The 17,417-nt window shown below is 46.8% G+C and carries 17 protein-coding genes and 2 pseudogenes; 12 read left to right on the forward strand and 7 right to left on the reverse strand.

Annotated features, from left to right (window positions below):
* Window positions 1–126 precede the first annotated feature (126 nt).
* The 4 genes and pseudogenes from ACH32G_RS08705 (at window position 127) to ACH32G_RS08720 (ending at window position 3,716) form a co-directional block, all read left to right on the forward strand.
* A complete protein-coding gene (locus tag ACH32G_RS08705) occupies window positions 127–1,908 on the forward strand; it encodes a M3 family oligoendopeptidase (RefSeq protein WP_448814289.1) in 1,782 nt (593 codons plus the stop codon).
* Window positions 1,909–2,028: 120 nt separating this feature from the next.
* Complete coding sequence (locus ACH32G_RS08710; RefSeq protein ID WP_415273026.1) at window positions 2,029–2,466, forward strand: YusW family protein; 438 nt, start codon at window positions 2,029–2,031, stop codon at window positions 2,464–2,466.
* A gap of 155 nt (window positions 2,467–2,621) precedes the next feature.
* Complete coding sequence (locus ACH32G_RS08715) at window positions 2,622–3,446, forward strand: ABC transporter ATP-binding protein (RefSeq protein ID WP_016937987.1); 825 nt, start codon at window positions 2,622–2,624, stop codon at window positions 3,444–3,446.
* A gap of 2 nt (window positions 3,447–3,448) precedes the next feature.
* Window positions 3,449–3,716, forward strand: a pseudogene (locus ACH32G_RS08720) (YusU family protein).
* 185 nt (window positions 3,717–3,901) lie between these two features.
* Here ACH32G_RS08720 and ACH32G_RS08725 read toward each other — a convergent pair.
* Together ACH32G_RS08725 and ACH32G_RS08730 are read right to left on the reverse strand one after the other, a co-directional pair.
* Window positions 3,902–4,942 carry a ketopantoate reductase family protein gene (locus tag ACH32G_RS08725; protein ID WP_448814218.1) on the reverse strand — a complete coding sequence of 347 codons (1,041 nt, stop codon included), beginning with the start codon at window positions 4,940–4,942 and terminating at the stop codon, window positions 3,902–3,904.
* 13 nt (window positions 4,943–4,955) lie between these two features.
* A complete protein-coding gene (locus tag ACH32G_RS08730) occupies window positions 4,956–5,702 on the reverse strand; it encodes an acetoacetate decarboxylase (protein WP_016937991.1) in 747 nt (248 codons plus the stop codon).
* Window positions 5,703–5,823: 121 nt separating this feature from the next.
* On the opposite strand from ACH32G_RS08730, the gene ACH32G_RS08735 reads away from it, so the two are divergent.
* Window positions 5,824–6,711, forward strand: a complete 888-nt coding sequence (locus ACH32G_RS08735; RefSeq protein ID WP_448814219.1) for a LysR family transcriptional regulator — start codon at window positions 5,824–5,826, stop codon at window positions 6,709–6,711.
* A gap of 62 nt (window positions 6,712–6,773) precedes the next feature.
* Window positions 6,774–6,882, forward strand: a pseudogene (locus tag ACH32G_RS08740) (tautomerase family protein); the annotation flags it as partial.
* A 34-nt stretch (window positions 6,883–6,916) separates the two neighbouring features.
* Here the strand turns inward: ACH32G_RS08740 and ACH32G_RS08745 are convergent.
* The 4 genes from ACH32G_RS08745 to ACH32G_RS08760 form a co-directional block, all read right to left on the reverse strand.
* On the reverse strand, window positions 6,917–8,512 hold the full coding sequence (locus tag ACH32G_RS08745; RefSeq protein WP_016937993.1) for an MDR family MFS transporter: 1,596 nt from the start codon (window positions 8,510–8,512) through the stop codon (window positions 6,917–6,919).
* Window positions 8,513–8,532: 20 nt separating this feature from the next.
* Window positions 8,533–8,994: a MarR family winged helix-turn-helix transcriptional regulator gene (locus tag ACH32G_RS08750; RefSeq protein ID WP_045926003.1), complete on the reverse strand. Its 462-nt coding sequence runs from the start codon at window positions 8,992–8,994 to the stop codon at window positions 8,533–8,535.
* 138 nt (window positions 8,995–9,132) lie between these two features.
* The gene (locus tag ACH32G_RS08755) at window positions 9,133–9,465 is read right to left on the reverse strand and encodes a spore coat protein (protein WP_045926004.1); all 333 of its coding nucleotides are present in this window, start codon (window positions 9,463–9,465) and stop codon (window positions 9,133–9,135) included.
* An 11-nt stretch (window positions 9,466–9,476) separates the two neighbouring features.
* Window positions 9,477–9,734, reverse strand: coding sequence for a hypothetical protein (locus ACH32G_RS08760; RefSeq protein WP_016937996.1), 258 nt, complete (start codon window positions 9,732–9,734; stop codon window positions 9,477–9,479).
* Between the two features lie 89 nt (window positions 9,735–9,823).
* Here ACH32G_RS08760 and ACH32G_RS08765 point away from each other — a divergent pair, with 89 nt between their 5' ends.
* Entirely contained in the window at window positions 9,824–10,732 is a 909-nt protein-coding gene (locus ACH32G_RS08765) for a proline dehydrogenase family protein (RefSeq protein WP_045926005.1), read from the forward strand.
* 30 nt (window positions 10,733–10,762) lie between these two features.
* Here the strand turns inward: ACH32G_RS08765 and ACH32G_RS08770 are convergent, their stop codons facing one another.
* On the reverse strand, window positions 10,763–10,903 hold the full coding sequence (locus ACH32G_RS08770; RefSeq protein WP_076982541.1) for a YuzL family protein: 141 nt from the start codon (window positions 10,901–10,903) through the stop codon (window positions 10,763–10,765).
* A 190-nt stretch (window positions 10,904–11,093) separates the two neighbouring features.
* Here ACH32G_RS08770 and ACH32G_RS08775 point away from each other — a divergent pair, with 190 nt between their 5' ends.
* The 5 genes from ACH32G_RS08775 (at window position 11,094) to gcvH (ending at window position 17,365) form a co-directional block, all read left to right on the forward strand.
* Window positions 11,094–13,463, forward strand: a complete 2,370-nt coding sequence (locus ACH32G_RS08775; protein WP_448814220.1) for a 3-hydroxyacyl-CoA dehydrogenase NAD-binding domain-containing protein — start codon at window positions 11,094–11,096, stop codon at window positions 13,461–13,463.
* Window positions 13,464–13,473: 10 nt separating this feature from the next.
* Entirely contained in the window at window positions 13,474–14,649 is a 1,176-nt protein-coding gene (locus ACH32G_RS08780; RefSeq protein WP_049627327.1) for an acetyl-CoA C-acetyltransferase, read from the forward strand.
* An 18-nt stretch (window positions 14,650–14,667) separates the two neighbouring features.
* On the forward strand, window positions 14,668–16,452 hold the full coding sequence (locus ACH32G_RS08785) for an acyl-CoA dehydrogenase family protein (protein ID WP_045926008.1): 1,785 nt from the start codon (window positions 14,668–14,670) through the stop codon (window positions 16,450–16,452).
* A gap of 113 nt (window positions 16,453–16,565) precedes the next feature.
* Window positions 16,566–16,922, forward strand: coding sequence for an arsenate reductase family protein (locus tag ACH32G_RS08790; protein ID WP_016938002.1), 357 nt, complete (start codon window positions 16,566–16,568; stop codon window positions 16,920–16,922).
* 59 nt (window positions 16,923–16,981) lie between these two features.
* On the forward strand, window positions 16,982–17,365 hold the full coding sequence (gene gcvH, locus ACH32G_RS08795; RefSeq protein WP_003151844.1) for a glycine cleavage system protein GcvH: 384 nt from the start codon (window positions 16,982–16,984) through the stop codon (window positions 17,363–17,365).
* Window positions 17,366–17,417 lie beyond the last annotated feature (52 nt).

The raw sequence follows: 17,417 nt of genomic DNA on the forward strand, positions 1-17,417 counted from the left end.
TCCTCCCCGTTTGTTCTTATATGTTAGTGTATAACATTTAGCGGTGAGAAGGAGAAATCGTTCGGAAATATGTCAGAATTATTTTATAATGGAATCAGCTTCGGACAGAAAGGGGTAATGAAAAAGATGGCATTAGAGGGATTGAAGGAAACATGGGATTTAAACTCCATTTTTGAGGGCGGGAGCAGATCGGAAGATTTTAAGCAATACATACAAGAGCTTAAACAGCAGCTCAGCGCTTTTCAAAAAGAGGCAGAGGCGTTTACAGTTCCGTCGCATGCTGATGAAGGCGGGGAGCTGGTCAATCTGATTGATCGGTTTGAACGGTCGGCGATCATGATCAGACAGGCGGGAGCGTTCGTCGGCTGTCTTCAGGCTCAGAACACTGATGACCAGAAAGCGAATGAGTGGAGGGCGCGGATCAATCAGCTGAGCAGTGATTTTAAATCCGCTCTGATCACGCTTGATGATACACTTGCCCGGATTGACGAGCGGGTGTGGGCGGAACTGCTGCAAAAACCGGAACTTCAGGACCTCACATACGTTTTAAATGAAAGAAGAGACCGGATCAGAGAAAAGCTCAGCGCACATGAAGAGAGACTGATTGAAGGTCTGGCCGTTGACGGCTATCATGCATGGGGCGACCTGTATAATGCGGCTGTCGGAAGAATGAAGATTCCGTTTGAGGATAAAGAGCTGTCAGTCGGCCAAGCGGAAAACATGATGGCGCATCCGGACCGCGGCACCAGGCGGCAAGTATTTAAAGAGCTTAACGAAGCCTGGAAGGGAGAAGAGGAGCTGTTTGGCAGCACGCTGAATCATCTGGCCGGCTTCCGAACGGAAATGTATAAAGCGCGGGGCTGGGAAAGCGCCTTGGAAGAGCCGCTTGCGATCAACCGGATGAAAAAAGAAACACTGGATGTCATGTGGCAGGTCATCACCGATCATAAAAAACCCTTTGCCGAATACCTGAATCGAAAGGCGTCTCTTTTAGGGCTTGAGCGCCTGAATTGGTATGATGTGAATGCGCCGATCGGCGAGGCGCCGAAAAAATACACATATGATGAAGCGGCCAATCTGATCGTCACCCAATTTTCCACATTTGGCAAAAAACTGTCCGCATTTACGGAAAAAGCGTTCCGCGATCGGTGGATTGAAGTGGAAGACCGCAGCGGCAAACGGGTCGGCGGTTTTTGCACCAGCTTTCCCGACAGCGGAGAATCCCGTATTTTCATGACGTTTTCAGGAAGCGCTTCAAATGTATCAACGCTTGCGCATGAGCTTGGACACGCGTTTCATCAGGAGGCCATGCTTCAAGTGCGGCAGCTGAACAGAGCCTACGCCATGAATGTCGCTGAAACAGCCTCGACTTTTGCGGAAATGATCGTCGCCGACGCCGCTTTGAAACAAGCGGAGACAAAAGAAGAAAAGCTGTTCCTGCTTGAAGATAAAATTCAAAGAAGCGTAGCCATGTTTATGAATATTCATGCGAGATTTTTATTTGAAACGCGGTTTTATGAAGAGCGGAAGCATGGCGTCGTTCCGGCTGATAAATTGAATGAACTGATGGAAGCGGCGCAGAAAGAAGCGTTTTGCGATTCATTAGGGGAATACCACCCGCATTTCTGGGCGTCAAAACTTCATTTTCATATTACGGGAGTGCCGTTCTACAATTTTCCGTATACGTTCGGTTATTTATTTTCGCTTGGAATATACGCAAGAGCTCTTCGGGAGAACGCGGATTTTGAAGAAAAATATATCGCGCTTTTGTGTGACACGGCTTCGATGACCGTTGAGGATTTGGCGATGAAGCACCTTGGAGCGGATCTGACGGAACGATCGTTTTGGGAGGACGCGGTCCGCCTTGCGGTACGGGATGTACAGGAATTTTTAGAGCTGACTGAATGATGATATAGAGAGGAACCGGCCGGAGCGATAAACAGCTCCGGTTCTTTTTTGTTCGATGAATGACAGCCGCCTCCCTTGGAAATACCTAAAAACGATCGGAATGGAATGGGAGTGAATCGCATGAAATGGATCAGGACGGCGGGTGTTTTATGTCTGGCGCTGATGCTGATTGCCGGCTGCCGATTGAATGAAGAAAAACGGGATGCGGAACAAGACAGCACGCCCGTATCATCCGCGAAGCCGGTTCCTTACAGCAGCTTTTCCCTTCGCGTCAACTACGGAGCCGGAGAGCATAACCGCTATGAAGGTTTGTATGAAAGAAAAGGCGGTCGTGAAAAGGCGGACATCCAGGACAAGCTTTCAGGAGTTCACAGAGAGGGCGAGGAAGCGCTTGATGAAATGAAGATGATCCTCGGAGAACTTGCCGTAAACAGCGGGATGCAAGAAGGCGAAGTTGTCAGGCAGGTGCTCTCTGCTTTTAATTTAGACAGCCATTATGACCATTTTTATTTGAAACTGAAAAAAAGCGACGGAGAAATGACGGAAATCAAGAAATAACCGCTGTCCGCTGTTTTTTTGCCCAAAACTAATTGATAATGATATTCAGAGTCATTAATTTCTGTTACAATATAATCATGATCTCACGTTGAATGTTCAGGCAATTTGTTTATATACATAGTGTTGGGAAATACAAAAAAGGAGCGGTTTGCGGTATGAGTGCAATTTCTACAGAGACGCTGAGCTTAGGGTACGGAGAGACTGTTATCATTGACGAGTTGGATGTAGCAATTCCAAAAGGCGAAATCACTGTATTGATCGGAAGCAACGGCTGCGGAAAATCGACGCTTTTACGTTCATTGGCGCGCCTGATGAAACCGAGGGGCGGTTCTGTGCTTTTGGAAGGAAAAGCCATCGCTAAGCTGCCGACGAAAGAAGTCGCCAGAGAACTGGCTATCTTGCCGCAGAGCCCGTCAGCTCCCGAAGGCCTGACCGTGCATCAGCTTGTAAAACAGGGGAGATACCCTTATCAAAGCTGGCTGAAGCAATGGTCCAAAGAGGACGAAGACGCAGTGGCAAAAGCGCTGAAGGCGACAAAGCTTGAGGAAATGGCCGACCGTACGGTGGATTCTTTGTCAGGCGGACAGCGCCAGCGCGCGTGGATTGCGATGACACTCGCTCAGGATACGGATATCATTCTGCTCGACGAGCCGACAACCTATCTCGACATGACGCATCAAATTGAAATACTTGATTTGCTGTTTGAATTAAATGAAAAAGAAAAACGGACCATCGTCATGGTGCTGCACGACCTTAATCTCGCATGCCGCTATGCTCATTATCTTGTCGCCATTAAGGATAAACAGATTTATGCGGAGGGCCGTCCCGAAGAAGTCATCACTTGCGAGCTTGTGCAGCAGGTATTTGCGATGAACTGCCAAGTCACGCAGGACCCGCTGTTCGGCACGCCGCTTTGCATTCCGCACGGGCGCGGGAGATGCATCGTGCAGGAAGCGGCTCTCACCGCCCGATTGTCATAATCATGAAAAAGGGAAGGGAACGGTATGGAAGAAAAACTGCAGCAGCAGCTGGACGGCCTGCTTGAAAAATATACGGAACTATTGCTTGGCGAAACAACCCCGGAACTAAAGGAAGAAGTCAGGCAATGGATTTTGTATACACATATCGCAAAAAGCATGCCTCCGCTCGTAAAGCATTGGAACCAATCCTACCCGGACGCCAAAGAGGGCATCAAAGCCGCGATACAGCACATTAAACAGCTCAATGAAGAGCACAGAAAAAAACAATAAAAAGCTTCCGGCATCAAAGAGAGGTGCCGGAAGCTTTTTTTGCTGAAAAGGAATCAATAAAGGCGCCGTTCAATTCATAGCGAAGCTTTAATTTAACTAACGCCCCCGTTTGTTTACGTACATTTCTTCCGCTTGTTGAACCAAGAAAAAAGGACCGCCGCAGCAATCCCTCTCTTTCCTATATATCACATTTCCTTTCGGATACTTAATAACTCTTCAAATGCTTTTATATTTGTATCAAAATTGGGCACTGTTTGAGATTCTTCGGCACATTTGACTTGTGCTACAACCAAATCATTAAAAGGTGTTGAAATTCCAGTACCTTCTGCCATTTTGGGAATAACTCCATTAATATAATCAATTTCAGTTTTACGTTTCTTCTCAAGATCCTGGAGCATACTTGCTCTTAGCAGCCTAGATGGTGCCATGGCTGCCCTAAATGTCTGGATACGTTCAGGAATATCATTTTCGCTTCTTAATTCCAAAGATTCTAAATCAAGGCCGCCCATTTTCGCAAATTTGACACCATTGGCGTGTCCAACCTTAATCGTCTCATCTGCGATATGAACTGCGCTGACAATGCCGATTTCATGGTCAAGAATGTCTCCGTATTCTCCGTCTAATGCTGCCGATAAACCACTGAATGCATTATTGATAAGTAATTTTGACCACTTCGTCCCAACTAAATTATCGGAAATATGTGTTCCGCCGATAAGGTCTAAAACCGATTTAATACGCTGGATTCTTTCTGTTGTTTCACCATTTAATTCTCCAATTTGAAAAGCGTACTCTTTAAATTGAGTATACTCAGTTGTAAGTCTGGATACGCCTGGTTCAATAAACGTAGCACCAAATTCAACAGAACCTGCAATAACACGTTCATCACCAACGATCGAAGCAACTTTCTGTTCAGGTATACCGTTTTGCAAGGAACATACAACACTGTCATTCTTTAAAAAAGGCAGTAACTCTTTAAGAATGGAGTCATTATATAATTGTTTCGTCAGAAGTAATATTAAATCATACTTGCCTGACTTATTTTCAGGGGTAATGGCTTTCACCTTTGCTTGGAATTCCGTTGTACCAACTACTTTAGCACCTATTTGATTTAGAGTATCTACATGTTCTTTGTATGAATCAATCAATTCGACATCCATTCCGCCAGCAGACAGATATGCTCCCACTATGGTTCCTAAAGAACCTGCTCCTAAAATTGCAATTCTCATTGTAAACGTCTCCTTATTTTTCCTCTAAGTAGTTATAAACCGGCTGAGCAGCATTTAAGGTTAAATCTGTAAGGATATGAGATGCTGAAACGACTTCTAATACAGGCAAGTCTGCAAGAGGTGCCAGAGCATGTTCAAATAATTGAAGCCGCGCGGGTCCAGTCCAGGCACCTTTAACTTCTATATTCGTTATTTGCGTTCGCACCAAATCACAAACCCTTAAATCACCATTGTAATCAGTAGCCATCTTAACCATAAAATTAGGTCGGCAAATTTCCCTTTTCGCTTTTTCCTTGTCCATTTCGAAATGTTTATATCCCATAGTCGCAGTTGCCACGCGAAGACTGCCATAATCCAGTGTGCCGACAAGAGTATCAGAGTCTATATACAGCTTAGGGGCACCCAATTTCTTTGGATATGCAGTAAGTTCCCGTCCGCTTGCGATAGCTGGAAAATTGTCTACATACATAGAATGTACATAATCCCCTTCTTCACCATTAAAGCTGACAGGGATGACTTGTCCTGCCTCTGTATAGGCACCAAGTCCGGAAACATCGGGCATCCACATCACTTCGAATTTCACTAAGGGTTCAGTAATTTCAAGAGGTTCTGGCACTGCCGCACGTAACGCTTTTTCATCCGTTCGGTAAATAATATTTAAATATTCACGGTTAACAAATTTATAATTTGGGATAGGATAAGCAGGAGCCGTTAGCGGCGTATTTAAATTTTTTGCTATATCTTTCACATCAATTTTCATTGAATGACACCCTTTCCTTTTCTTTAACTATGCTATTATCTTACATCCGCATTTACATTTAATCTAATACATAATAAGGTATATGTATATTTATTGAAATAAATAAGGGGGATGCAGACAGATGGAATTGCTGCAGCTAAAATACTTTCAGACAGTTGCCTATACTGAGCATATTTCTAAAGCAGCAGAACACTTAAAGATTGCCCAGCCTTCTTTAAGTCTTACTATAAAAAGACTTGAGAATGAACTGGGAACAGCCTTGTTTGAGAGAAAAGGCAGAAATATTAAGCTGAGTTCATCAGGGAAAATTCTTTTAAAACATGTAAACAGGATTTTTACTGAAATTGAAAATGCACAAATGGAAATTCAATTGAAGGAACATCAAATTTCTGACACCATAAGAATATCTATTTCCAATCCAAGATTCCTTGCAGGACTGATGAGTGAATATATCAACCGCTCTCCTCAATCAAAAATTCTCCAAGCAATCGGAGTTAAAAGCGAGATCATCACAAGTTTAAAAAAAGGGGACATTGATTTAGGAATAACAGGTCATCCGATTCAAGATGAAGAGATAGAGAGTTGTGTGCTGGTAAATGAAGATATTGTTCTGGCTTTACCCTCAAACCACCGATTTACGGGTAAAACAGAAATTTCTTTACGTCTTGTCGCCGCTGAACCATTTATTACCCTTGCTAATAATGAGGAGTATAGAGGTTTTACAACCTCGCTTTGTGAGAAAGCTGGTTTCACCCCAAATATTGCATTTGAGGCGGATTCTCATTTACTGGTCGAGATTATAAAGCTGGATCGAGGTGTTGCGTTGCTTCCTATTTCAGTTTGCAGAACATTGGGGCTGAATTTTATAAAAGTGACTGATCACTCTGCTTCATATCCAGTCGGCTTATCTTGGATGAGACATAAGCTGTTATCTTCTTCGGTAAGAAATTTTCGTGACTTTATTATGTCGTACTATAAAGATAACGATGAAATGTTTAAGGTTTATTAAAGGGTTCCATCACTAGGGTTTTTACCCCCATTTCCTATTCACTTGTTGCGGGGTAGGTACTCCGGCTGCACGAAAAGCTGGGCGTCAGAAAAGAAGATGTGTTTATCGTCCTCTAAAGGCAATGCGGCGGAAGACTGGTCATTCGGAAACGGAGAGGCCCAGATGATATAAAAAAATCCCGCGGGATCCGCGGGATTTTTCTCTATTAAACGGCTTTCGCCTTTTCTTCTTGTTTGCCTGTTTTTTTGTTAGTCAGTTTAATTGATTTAACAAACAGCGTGAGGATTAATCCGGCAGCGATAAAGGCCAGACCTGTGAAAAACACGCTGTGAAGCGAATCCATCAGTGACGTTTTTAAAACCGGCACGATATGGGAAGAAAATGCCGCCGGAATCTGCTTAATCGATTCCTGGCTGAACAAGGATTGAAGCAGCCCTTCAGGATTCTTGTCAATCATGCCTTTAAACTGGTCGGCAAAGGCACTTGCCTGTTTCGGCAGTGAATCTAAGTAAGGCACCAGTCTGTCGGTTAGAAGGGTTCCTGATCTGGCATTCATGACAGCGCCGAGCACCGTAATGCCGAATGTTCCCCCGATCATCCGGAAAAATTGGCTTGATGAAGTCACCACACCCAGCTCTTCTTTTGAAAACGTTTCTTGCAGAGCGAGTGTGAGAAGCGGCATGACGAGCCCCATTCCCAGACCGATCACGGCCATATAGCATGTAGCCGCGAGCTTGCTTGTATCCAGCTGCAAAGTCGTTAATAAGAAGAAGCCGACGGCCATAATCAGCATGCCGATCATGATTTGCGGTTTAATGCCGATCTTATAAACCAGCTGGCCTCCGATAATACTTGTGATGATCATAGATACCATCATCGGTGTCATAATCGTTCCGGACGCGGTAGCGCTGACTCCGATAATTCCCTGCATAAAGAAAGGAACGAACGTAACGGCGCCGAACATGCCGATACTCATGAAAAACCCGATCAGATTCAGTACGGTAAACGTTCTGTTTTTAAACAGGTACATCGGCAGAATCGGCTCTTTTGCTTTGATTTCAGCGAAAATGAATCCGACAATCCCGACAAGCGCAAGCGCAAAGAGACCGAGAATCTGCCAAGACCCCCATGCATAATCCTTTCCTCCGAAGCTGAGTGCGAGCAGGAGGCTGACGATTCCGACGATCATTGTGAAAATCCCGGCGATGTCAAAGTTAATCGGCCCGGTCTGTTTTCTGCCTTGAAGTCCTCTTGCGATAAAGATGACGGCTAAGATTCCGACAGGCAGGTTGATATAGAAAACCCATTTCCAATTTAAAGAGTCAACAATCCAGCCCCCGATTTGCGGGCCGATAACAGAAGCCAGCCCGTAAATCGCCCCGAAAAGCCCTTGGAACTTGGCACGCTGTTTCCCTGTGAACAAATCTCCGATGACGATCATGGCCATCGGCATCATGACACCGCCGCCGATTCCCTGAAGTCCGCGGAAAATAATCAGTTCCGTCATGTTGCTGGCCATTCCGCACAGTGCGGAAGCGCCCATGAAAATCAATAAACCTGATACATATACGACGCGCCGCCCTAATAAATCTGCAAGTTTCCCCGCAATCGGGACGATCGTTGTCGAAGTTAAAAGATATGCCGTGGTCAGCCACGTCATCATGCTTAATCCCCCGAGGTCACCCACGATTTTAGGAATCGCCGTTCCTACGATCGTGCCGTCAAGGGCTGAGAAAAACATAGCGATAATTAAGCCCGTTATTAATAGTGTGCGTTTTGGATCCTTCTGTTCAATGCTCATGCTTCGGCAGCTCCTCTTTTCTATTCGTTTTCTTTTTGGTCAGCCGCGTATTTCTCGGCGGCTTCCGCTACTTTGCGGATGATGTTCACGGACTGAATCAGTTCATCGTCAGTCAGAACGGACAGGTTTCGCGCTAATATCGCTTTTCTTCCTTCCACGACATCTTCGAATTTCTTCTCGCCTTTTTCGGTAAGGCTGATGTCGATGACACGTCTGTCCTGCTGATTATGTTTGCGGACGATCAGTCCTTTTTGCTCAAGGCGGTCGGCCATCAGCGTCACTGCGCTCGGCTTTACTTCCATGCGCTCCGCAATTTCGGAAACTTTGCAGCTCCCTTGTTTTTTTAAGCTGGCTAAAACAAATAATTGGGCAGGAGTCACCTCATGTTTTGCCATGCTTTCCATCATTTCCGGCTGTATGTTTTGCAGCAGCGTCTGAAGGGATTTTTGGATGTCAGACACATATTGATCCGCGTTTTTCATAACTCCTCCTCATCTGGTTCTTCGGGAAAATAATTAACATTAGTTAAATATAAATAAGGATTAAAGATAAGTCAATCCTTTTGTGCAAAAATAAAAAAAGGATTGATGCTTAGTGAAAACATCAAATCCTTTCTTATGTTACTGCTGGTAGGGAGACTGCTGCTGAATGGTCTGCTGGAACTTCTGATACGATTGCTGAAGCTTTTGGGTGTCGGCCGCTTCAATGGAATACCAGCCATTTTGAAACATTACATCGTATAATCTTCTCTGCGCTTTTTGTGACTCATCGAAAATCGCCTGAATATCTTGATAAAGAGACTCGTGGCTGAACTCGTGCAGGGCTGTGCAATATGAAGACGTGATATACTTTTCCGTCGTCAGCAGTTCATTCACCAAGTCTCGGTCATTCATTTGCGCCGTATCGGGCACGGGCGTTTGCGGGTTAGTGATTTTTTGATTTTGCTGTTCCATGTATTGTCCTCCTATTGCATATAGCCTGTTGTTGTCTGTCCGCCTTGAGCGGGATTCAGGTGACCCAAAATGTTTTGATAATGTTTGTGGTGCATCCGGCCTATTTGTTCAAGCTCTTGTTTTAACGTCTGATTCTGGCAGTGTTCCGCCATGAAATGCGCTTTTTTCATGGCAAGCAGATTCCAGTTCAGCATGTCTTCAAGATACAAATGGTCTTTCGTTGAGATGACGGCAGGCGGCAAATGTCCGTGCTGCTCCTGGTTATTCATATAAACGCCTCCTTCAATTCTGTTCTTCTTAGCTTTCTCTGCGACCGGGATTTCATACACGAATAAAAGAAAAAGGAGGGAGTTCGCCCTTGCTGCGGAGCATATGTTTATTTTTGTCGAAAAATAAAATGCTTACGAAATTCGCCCAGGCTTACGGCCTCCGCTTCGGCGCGGGAAGATTCGTTGCGGGGGAAACACTTCGAGAAGCAGTAAAAACGGTGAAGCGGCTGAACCAAAACGGGCTGTCGGCCTCGATAGATTACCTAGGTGAATATGCTGGGTCCCGGAAGGATGCCAAAAGGACGGCCGAAGAATGTAAAAAAGCAATCAGGGCGATCGCCGAGAATCAATTGGACTGTGAGCTGTCGCTGAAATTAACATCCATCGGTCTGGATATATCTGAGAATCTCGCCGAACAGCACATCAGAGACATATTGACGGAGGCAAAAGAACACCGCGTCCCCGTCACGATTGACATGGAGGACTATTCCAGATGCGCCCGCACGCTTGATCTGTATAAGCGGTGCAAACCGGATTTTCCGATGCTCGGCACCGTCATTCAGGCTTATTTGTACCGCGCGGCTGAAGACATCAGCAGCCTGATGCCATACAAACCGCGGCTCAGGCTTGTAAAAGGCGCATACAAAGAATCAGCGTCCGTTGCGTTTCCTGATAAAAAAGGGACCGATCTTCATTTCCAGCAGCTGATCAAGCTGCAGCTTTTGAGCGGGCATGAAACAGCGGTGGCGACACATGATGACGACATGATTTCGTATACGAAAACACTCATCAGCGAGCATCAGATTCCCCGGGAGCAGTTTGAATTCCAAATGCTGTACGGCATCAGAACGGAGCGGCAGAAGAAGCTTGCCGAAGAAGGATACAGGATGAGGGTGTACGTCCCGTACGGAACCGATTGGTACGGCTACCTGATGAGAAGAATTGCCGAGCGTCCGGCAAATGCGGCGTTTGTGCTGAAAGGAATCTTCAAAAAATAACGGCTGCCTTAAAAAAGCAGCCGCAGTCTGTTACTCCATGTTGTCTTTTTTATATTGCTGATTTTGGCTTGTCCGCTTGCCGCCGCCGTATTTTTGCTTCGGTCCCGCATTTCCTTTCATGCTTGCCGCGCTCACTGCGCCGGAAGACGGATCTTTTCTCCCTCGCACCATTCCCTTCACCTCCGGGTTTAAGTTTCCCGCCTGCGGCACGGAACATGCGGAAGCCAAAAAATTTAAAAAAATTCCATATTTGCTATTGAAGTCATCCTGAAAATCTTTTAAGATGAAAGAAGAAAAGGGTTTCATTTTTTTTGCCGAAAAAATGAATGACTATTCATTCAAAGTTCAAGGGGGATGACTCATGCACAAGTTTATAAAGAAAGCAGCCGTTCTCGGGTCAGGCGTCATGGGGTCCGGAATTGCCGCGCACTTGGCTAACATCGGAATTCCCGTCCTGCTGCTTGATATTGTGCCAAACGAGCTGACAAAGGATGAGGTGAAAAAGGGGCTGACATTAGAAAGCCCGGAGGTCCGCAGCAGACTGAGCCGATCGGCCATGCAAAAGCTGCTGAAGCAAAAACCGGCGCCGCTGACTTCAGCTGCCAATCTCGATTATATAACGGCGGGGAATTTGGAAGATGACGCGGCTGGGTTGAAAGATGCTGATTGGATTATTGAAGTCGTCGTCGAAAATCTTGACGTGAAAAAACAGATTTTCTCACTTGTTGATGAATACCGGAAACCGGGAAGCATCGTGTCCAGCAATACGTCCGGTATCTCCGTCACAAAAATGGCGGAAGGCAGATCTGCCGATTTTAAAGCTCATTTCTTAGGAACCCATTTCTTTAATCCGGCCCGCTACTTGAAGCTTCTGGAAATCATTCCGATTCAGGAAACAGATCCTGACGTATTGCAATTTATGACTTCATTTGCCGAAAATACACTCGGAAAAGGTGTCGTCATCGCAAAAGACACGCCTAACTTTATCGCCAACCGCATCGGTACGTACGGCCTGTTGGTCACGGTAAGGGAAATGCTTTCCTCCGGCTGCCGCATCGGCGAGGTAGACACGGTGACCGGGCCTTTGATCGGCAGACCGAAAAGCGCGACCTTCAGAACCCTTGACGTTGTGGGGCTTGATACATTCGCCCATGTGGCAAAAAATGTTTATGACAAAGCCGACGGCGCTGAAAAAGACATGTTTAAGCTGCCGGAATTTATGAATGACATGCTGAAAAACAATTGGCTGGGCAGCAAATCAGGCCAAGGTTTTTACAAAAAAGAAGGTAAAACAATATATGAGCTCGATCCGCTTACCATGACATACGGCGAGCGTTCGAAAATGAAGACGCCCGCTTTAGAAGCCGCCAAACAGGCAAAGGGTGCCAAAGGGAAAATGAAAGCGCTTATATATTCTGATGACCGCGCCGGCCGCCTGCTTTGGAATATCACGTCGCAAACCCTCTTATACTCAGCCCGGCTTTTAGGTGAAATCGCTGATGATATCAAAGCGATTGACGACGCCATGAAATGGGGCTTCGGCTGGGAGCTCGGCCCGTTTGAGATATGGGATGCCATCGGTGTCAGAACATCAGCAGAGCGGCTTGAACAAGAAGGCGCAGAACTTCCCGGCTGGGTGAAAGAAATGCTTGACGAGGGCCATGAAACATTTTATATGAAGGAAAACGGAAGACCGTTTTACTATTCAGACGGCCAATACAGAGCTGTGAAAGAAAATCCGAAACGGATCAGCCTGCAAACGGTAAAGGAAACAAAGGGCGTGATCAGCAAAAACAGCGGTGCCAGTCTGATTGATCTCGGCGATGATATCGCTTTGCTGGAATTTCATACGAAAAGCAATGCGATCGGCTTAGACATTATTCAGATAATTGACAATGCGCTTGAGGAAACGGAGCGGAATTATAAAGGTCTTGTCATCGGAAACCAAGGCAGACATTTCTGCGCGGGAGCAAACCTTGCGATGATTTTAATGGAAGCTCAGGATGATAACTTCATGGAAGTCGATTTTGTCATCCGCCGTTTTCAGCAGACGATGCTGAACATCAAATACAGCGCCAAACCTGTTGTGGCGGCGCCGTTCGGAATGACACTCGGCGGAGGAACGGAAGTCTGTCTTCCGGCGGCACGCGTTCAGGCGGCGAGCGAATCGTATATGGGTCTTGTCGAAACCGGCGTCGGCCTTATTCCAGGCGGCGGAGGAAATAAAGAGTTGTACATGAATTATTTGAACGGCGGAAGTGAACTGATGGACGCTGCCATTAAAACCTTTGAAACAATTGCGCTTGCCAAGGTGTCCGGCTCGGCGCACGAAGCCCGTGATATGAAGATTTTGTCTGCGGCAGACCGTGTCAGCATGAATCAGGATCACCTGCTGCACGATGCGAAACAGCTGGCTGCTTATTTATATGACAGCGGATACCGCCCGCCTGCCCGCAAAAAAGTAAAAGTGACCGGGGAAACCGGCTGTGCCGCGTTACTGCTCGGAGCAGACCAAATGAGAAGATCCGGCTATTTATCAGATCATGATATGAAGATTGCGAAGAAGCTGGCCCATGTCATTGCCGGAGGAAGAGTCCCGTTCGGCACGGAGGTTTCAGAAGAATATTTACTCGAGATTGAAAGAGAAGCCTTTTTAAGCCTCGCTGGCGAGGCGAAATCTCAAGCGAGAATGCAGCATATGCTGGTCAAAGGCAAACCTTTACGGAACTAGGAGGGTGTTTATGAGAGAAGCAGTCATTGTGGCCGGTGCGAGAACTCCGGTCGGTAAAGCGAAAAAAGGGTCGCTTGCAGCCGTTCGTCCTGATGATTTAGGCGCGCTTTGTGTGAAAGAAACGCTGAAACGGGCAGGCGGATATGAAGGAAACATCGATGACTTAATTATCGGATGTGCAACACCAGAAGCCGAACAAGGATTAAATATGGCGCGGAATATCGGTGCGCTGGCGGGGCTTCCTCATACGGTGCCGGCCATTACGGTGAACCGCTACTGCTCTTCCGGACTCCAATCCATCGCTTACGGTGCGGAAAAAATTATGCTCGGCGCGGGCGACACCGTCATCGCCGGCGGTGCGGAATCCATGTCGCAAGTTCCGATGATGGGACATGTGACCCGCCCGAATATCGCTTTGGCGGAGCATGCGCCTGAGTATTACATGAGCATGGGGCACACAGCGGAGCAGGTCGCCGAAACGTACGGCGTATCCAGAGAAGACCAGGATGCGTTTGCCGTCCGCAGCCATCAGAATGCCGCGAAAGCCCTTAAAGAAGGGAAATTTAATGATGAAATCGTGCCGGTTGAAGTAACGCTGACAGAAGTCGGGGATGATCATAAGCCGCGGAAAAAACAATTTACCTTTTCTCAAGATGAAGGCGTGCGCCCCGGCACATCGGCTGACGTATTGGCAAAGCTCCGTCCGGCTTTTTCTAAAACGGGAACCGTGACGGCCGGGAACTCTTCACAAACGAGTGACGGCGCCGCGGCTGTCATGCTGATGGATCGCGAAAAAGCTTCGTCGCTCGGGTTGGCGCCGCTAGTCAAATTCCGTTCCTTTGCCGTAGGCGGCGTTCCCCCTGAGGTCATGGGGATCGGTCCGATTGAAGCCATTCCGCGGGCGCTCAAGCTTGCCGGACTCGAATTACAGGATATCGGGCTATTTGAATTGAATGAGGCCTTTGCTTCACAGGCCATTCAAGTCATCAGATCGCTGGGAATAGATGAAGAAAAGGTGAACGTCAATGGGGGTGCCATCGCGCTCGGACATCCGCTCGGCTGCACGGGGACGAAACTGACCTTGTCACTCATTCATGAAATGAAACGGAGAAACGAGCAATTCGGCGTGGTGACGATGTGCATCGGAGGCGGCATGGGCGCTGCCGGCGTATTTGAGCTCATTTAAACAAAGGGGGAAACAAACATGAAACAGGAAACGGTCAACGTCAAAAAAGGCGGCAGCTTTCTGATTGAGGAGACGGGATATGATCAAATATTCACTCCGGAGGACTTTACAGACGAACATAAAATGATCGGCAAAACGACAGAAGACTATGTCGTAAACGATGTGCTTCCTTATATTGATGAAATTGAAAACCATCAGTTTGAGCATTCAGTCAGACTGCTCAGAAAAGCCGGAGACTTAGGCCTCCTCGGAGCAGATGTGCCAGAAGAGTACGGCGGCATCGGCTTGGATAAAATCAGTTCAGCCTTCATTACGGAAAAATTTTCACGTGCCGGCAGCTTTTCGCTATCTTACGGCGCTCACGTCGGTATCGGCTCATTGCCGATCGTGTTCTTCGGAACTGAAGAACAGAAAAAAACATATTTGCCGGACTTGGCTTCAGGACAAAGAATCGCGGCATACGCCTTAACTGAGCCCGGTTCAGGTTCAGATGCCCTCGGCGCGAAAACGACGGCTGTTTTGAATGAAGCGGGCACACATTATATTCTAAACGGAGAAAAGCAATGGATTACTAACTCCGCCTTTGCAGATGTCTTTGTCGTCTACGCAAAAGTGGACGGAGATAAGTTTTCCGCATTTATCGTAGAGAAAAATTATCCGGGCGTGTCAACGGGCCCTGAAGAGAAAAAAATGGGGATTAAAGGTTCATCGACGAGAACGCTGATTTTAGATCAGGCGGAAGTGCCGAAAGAGAACCTTCTCGGCGAAATCGGAAAAGGCCATGTCATCGCCTTTAATATCCTGAATATCGGACGCTACAAGCTTGCCGTCGGCACAATCGGCGCTTCTAAACGGGTGATTGAGCTGTCTGCCGCTTACGCAAACCAGCGCCGGCAATTTAAAACACCGATTTCAAGCTTCACGCTCACTCAGGAAAAGCTTGCGACAATGTCGGCACGGCTTTACGCCATGGAGAGCTCTGTATACAGGACAGTGGGCTTATTCGAAGATAATATGAGCAGGCTGACGGAAGAAGCGCAAAAAGACGGACGCGAAGTCGCAAAGTCGATCGCCGAGTACGCCATTGAATGCTCGCTCAACAAAATGTGCGGATCTGAAACGCTTGATTACATTGCCGACGAAGGCGTTCAAATTCACGGCGGTTACGGGTTTATGCAGGAATATGAAGTGGAGCGCGCCTACCGTGACTCGCGAATCAACAGAATTTTTGAAGGCACAAATGAAATCAACCGCCTGATCGTAACGAGCACGTTCCTGAAAAAAGCCGTAAAAGGGCAGCTTCCGCTCTTTGAAAAAGCGAAGGCGCTCCAGGAAGAGCTCATGATGCTGATGCCTGAAGAGCCGGGCTCAGAGCCTCTTGAACAGGAAAAATACATTGTCAGACAGGCGAAAAAGATTGCCCTCTTGACAGCGGGGCTCGCGGCGCAGAAATACGGGAAAGAGATCGAAGGCGAGCAGGAAATCATGGTAAACATCGCTGATATCGTCAGCGCGGTGTACGCTTTGGAATCTGCCGTCCTCAGAACGGAAAAAGCGATTGCGGCGGACGGTGCCGAAAAAGCCGCGCAAAAGCTGTTATATACGGAAATCTTTGCCCAGGAAGCCCTTCAGAATATTGAAGCGCATGCCAAAGAATCACTGATCGCCATGGAGGAAGGAGATTCCCTCCGCATGATGCTTTCCGTGCTGCGCAAACTGACGCGCCTGACACCGAAAAATCTGATTCAGAAAAAACGTGAAGCAGCGGCCGCTGTCTTCCGTGAAGAAAAATATATCGTCTGATCACATGCTGTAAGCGCTCCTTCATCCGGAGCGCTTTTTCATGAAGCAACGTTATAGGTTTTTACAAGTGATTGTGTTAAAATAACGACGATCATTTACAAGGGGTGAAGAAGATGTCGTTGAATTTTTACTGGTACCCTAAATGCGGAACGTGCCGTAATGCGAAAAAATGGCTGGAAGACCGCGGTAAGGAAATAAACGAAATACATATTGTGGAGGAAACTCCGTCGAAAGAAGAAATTAAAGACCTCTATGAAAAGAGCGGACTTGAGCTGAGAAAGTTTTTCAACACGAGCGGCATGAAATACCGCGAGCTGAACCTAAAGGAAAAACTGTATCACATGTCAGAGGATGAACAGCTTGACCTTCTGTCATCTGACGGTATGCTCCTGAAACGCCCGATTACGACAGACGGCGAAAAAGTCACTGTCGGCTTCAAAGAAGACCAATTCGAAAAATATTGGATGTAATGCCGCGTTCAAAGAATTATGGTATCTTCTTATTATAAGAAAAAATTGGAGGGATTTAGATGAGCACACCGAAAGATATGCGTTATTCCAAAGAGCACGAATGGGTCAAAGTTGAGGACGGAAAAGCCCGTATCGGGATTACACATTTTGCGCAAGCCGAACTTGGCGATATCGTATTTGTCGAGCTTCCGGAAGTCGGCGCTGAAATTAAAGCGGACGAGCCATTCGGCAGCGTAGAATCTGTCAAAACCGTATCCGAATTGTACGCACCGATTAACGGAACGGTGACGGAAGTGAACGAAGACCTTGATGACAGCCCTGAATTCGTAAACGAGTCTCCGTATGAAAAAGCGTGGATGATCGTCGTGGAACCGGCTGATGCTGAAGAAATCGAAAACCTCATGACTTCCGAGCAATATGACGAAATGACACAGGAAGACTGATCGGATAGCCAAAGGGCCATTTGGACATTCTATCTGTAACGGGAGGTGTCTA

This window comes from Bacillus sp. CIS52 (assembly GCF_053545315.1).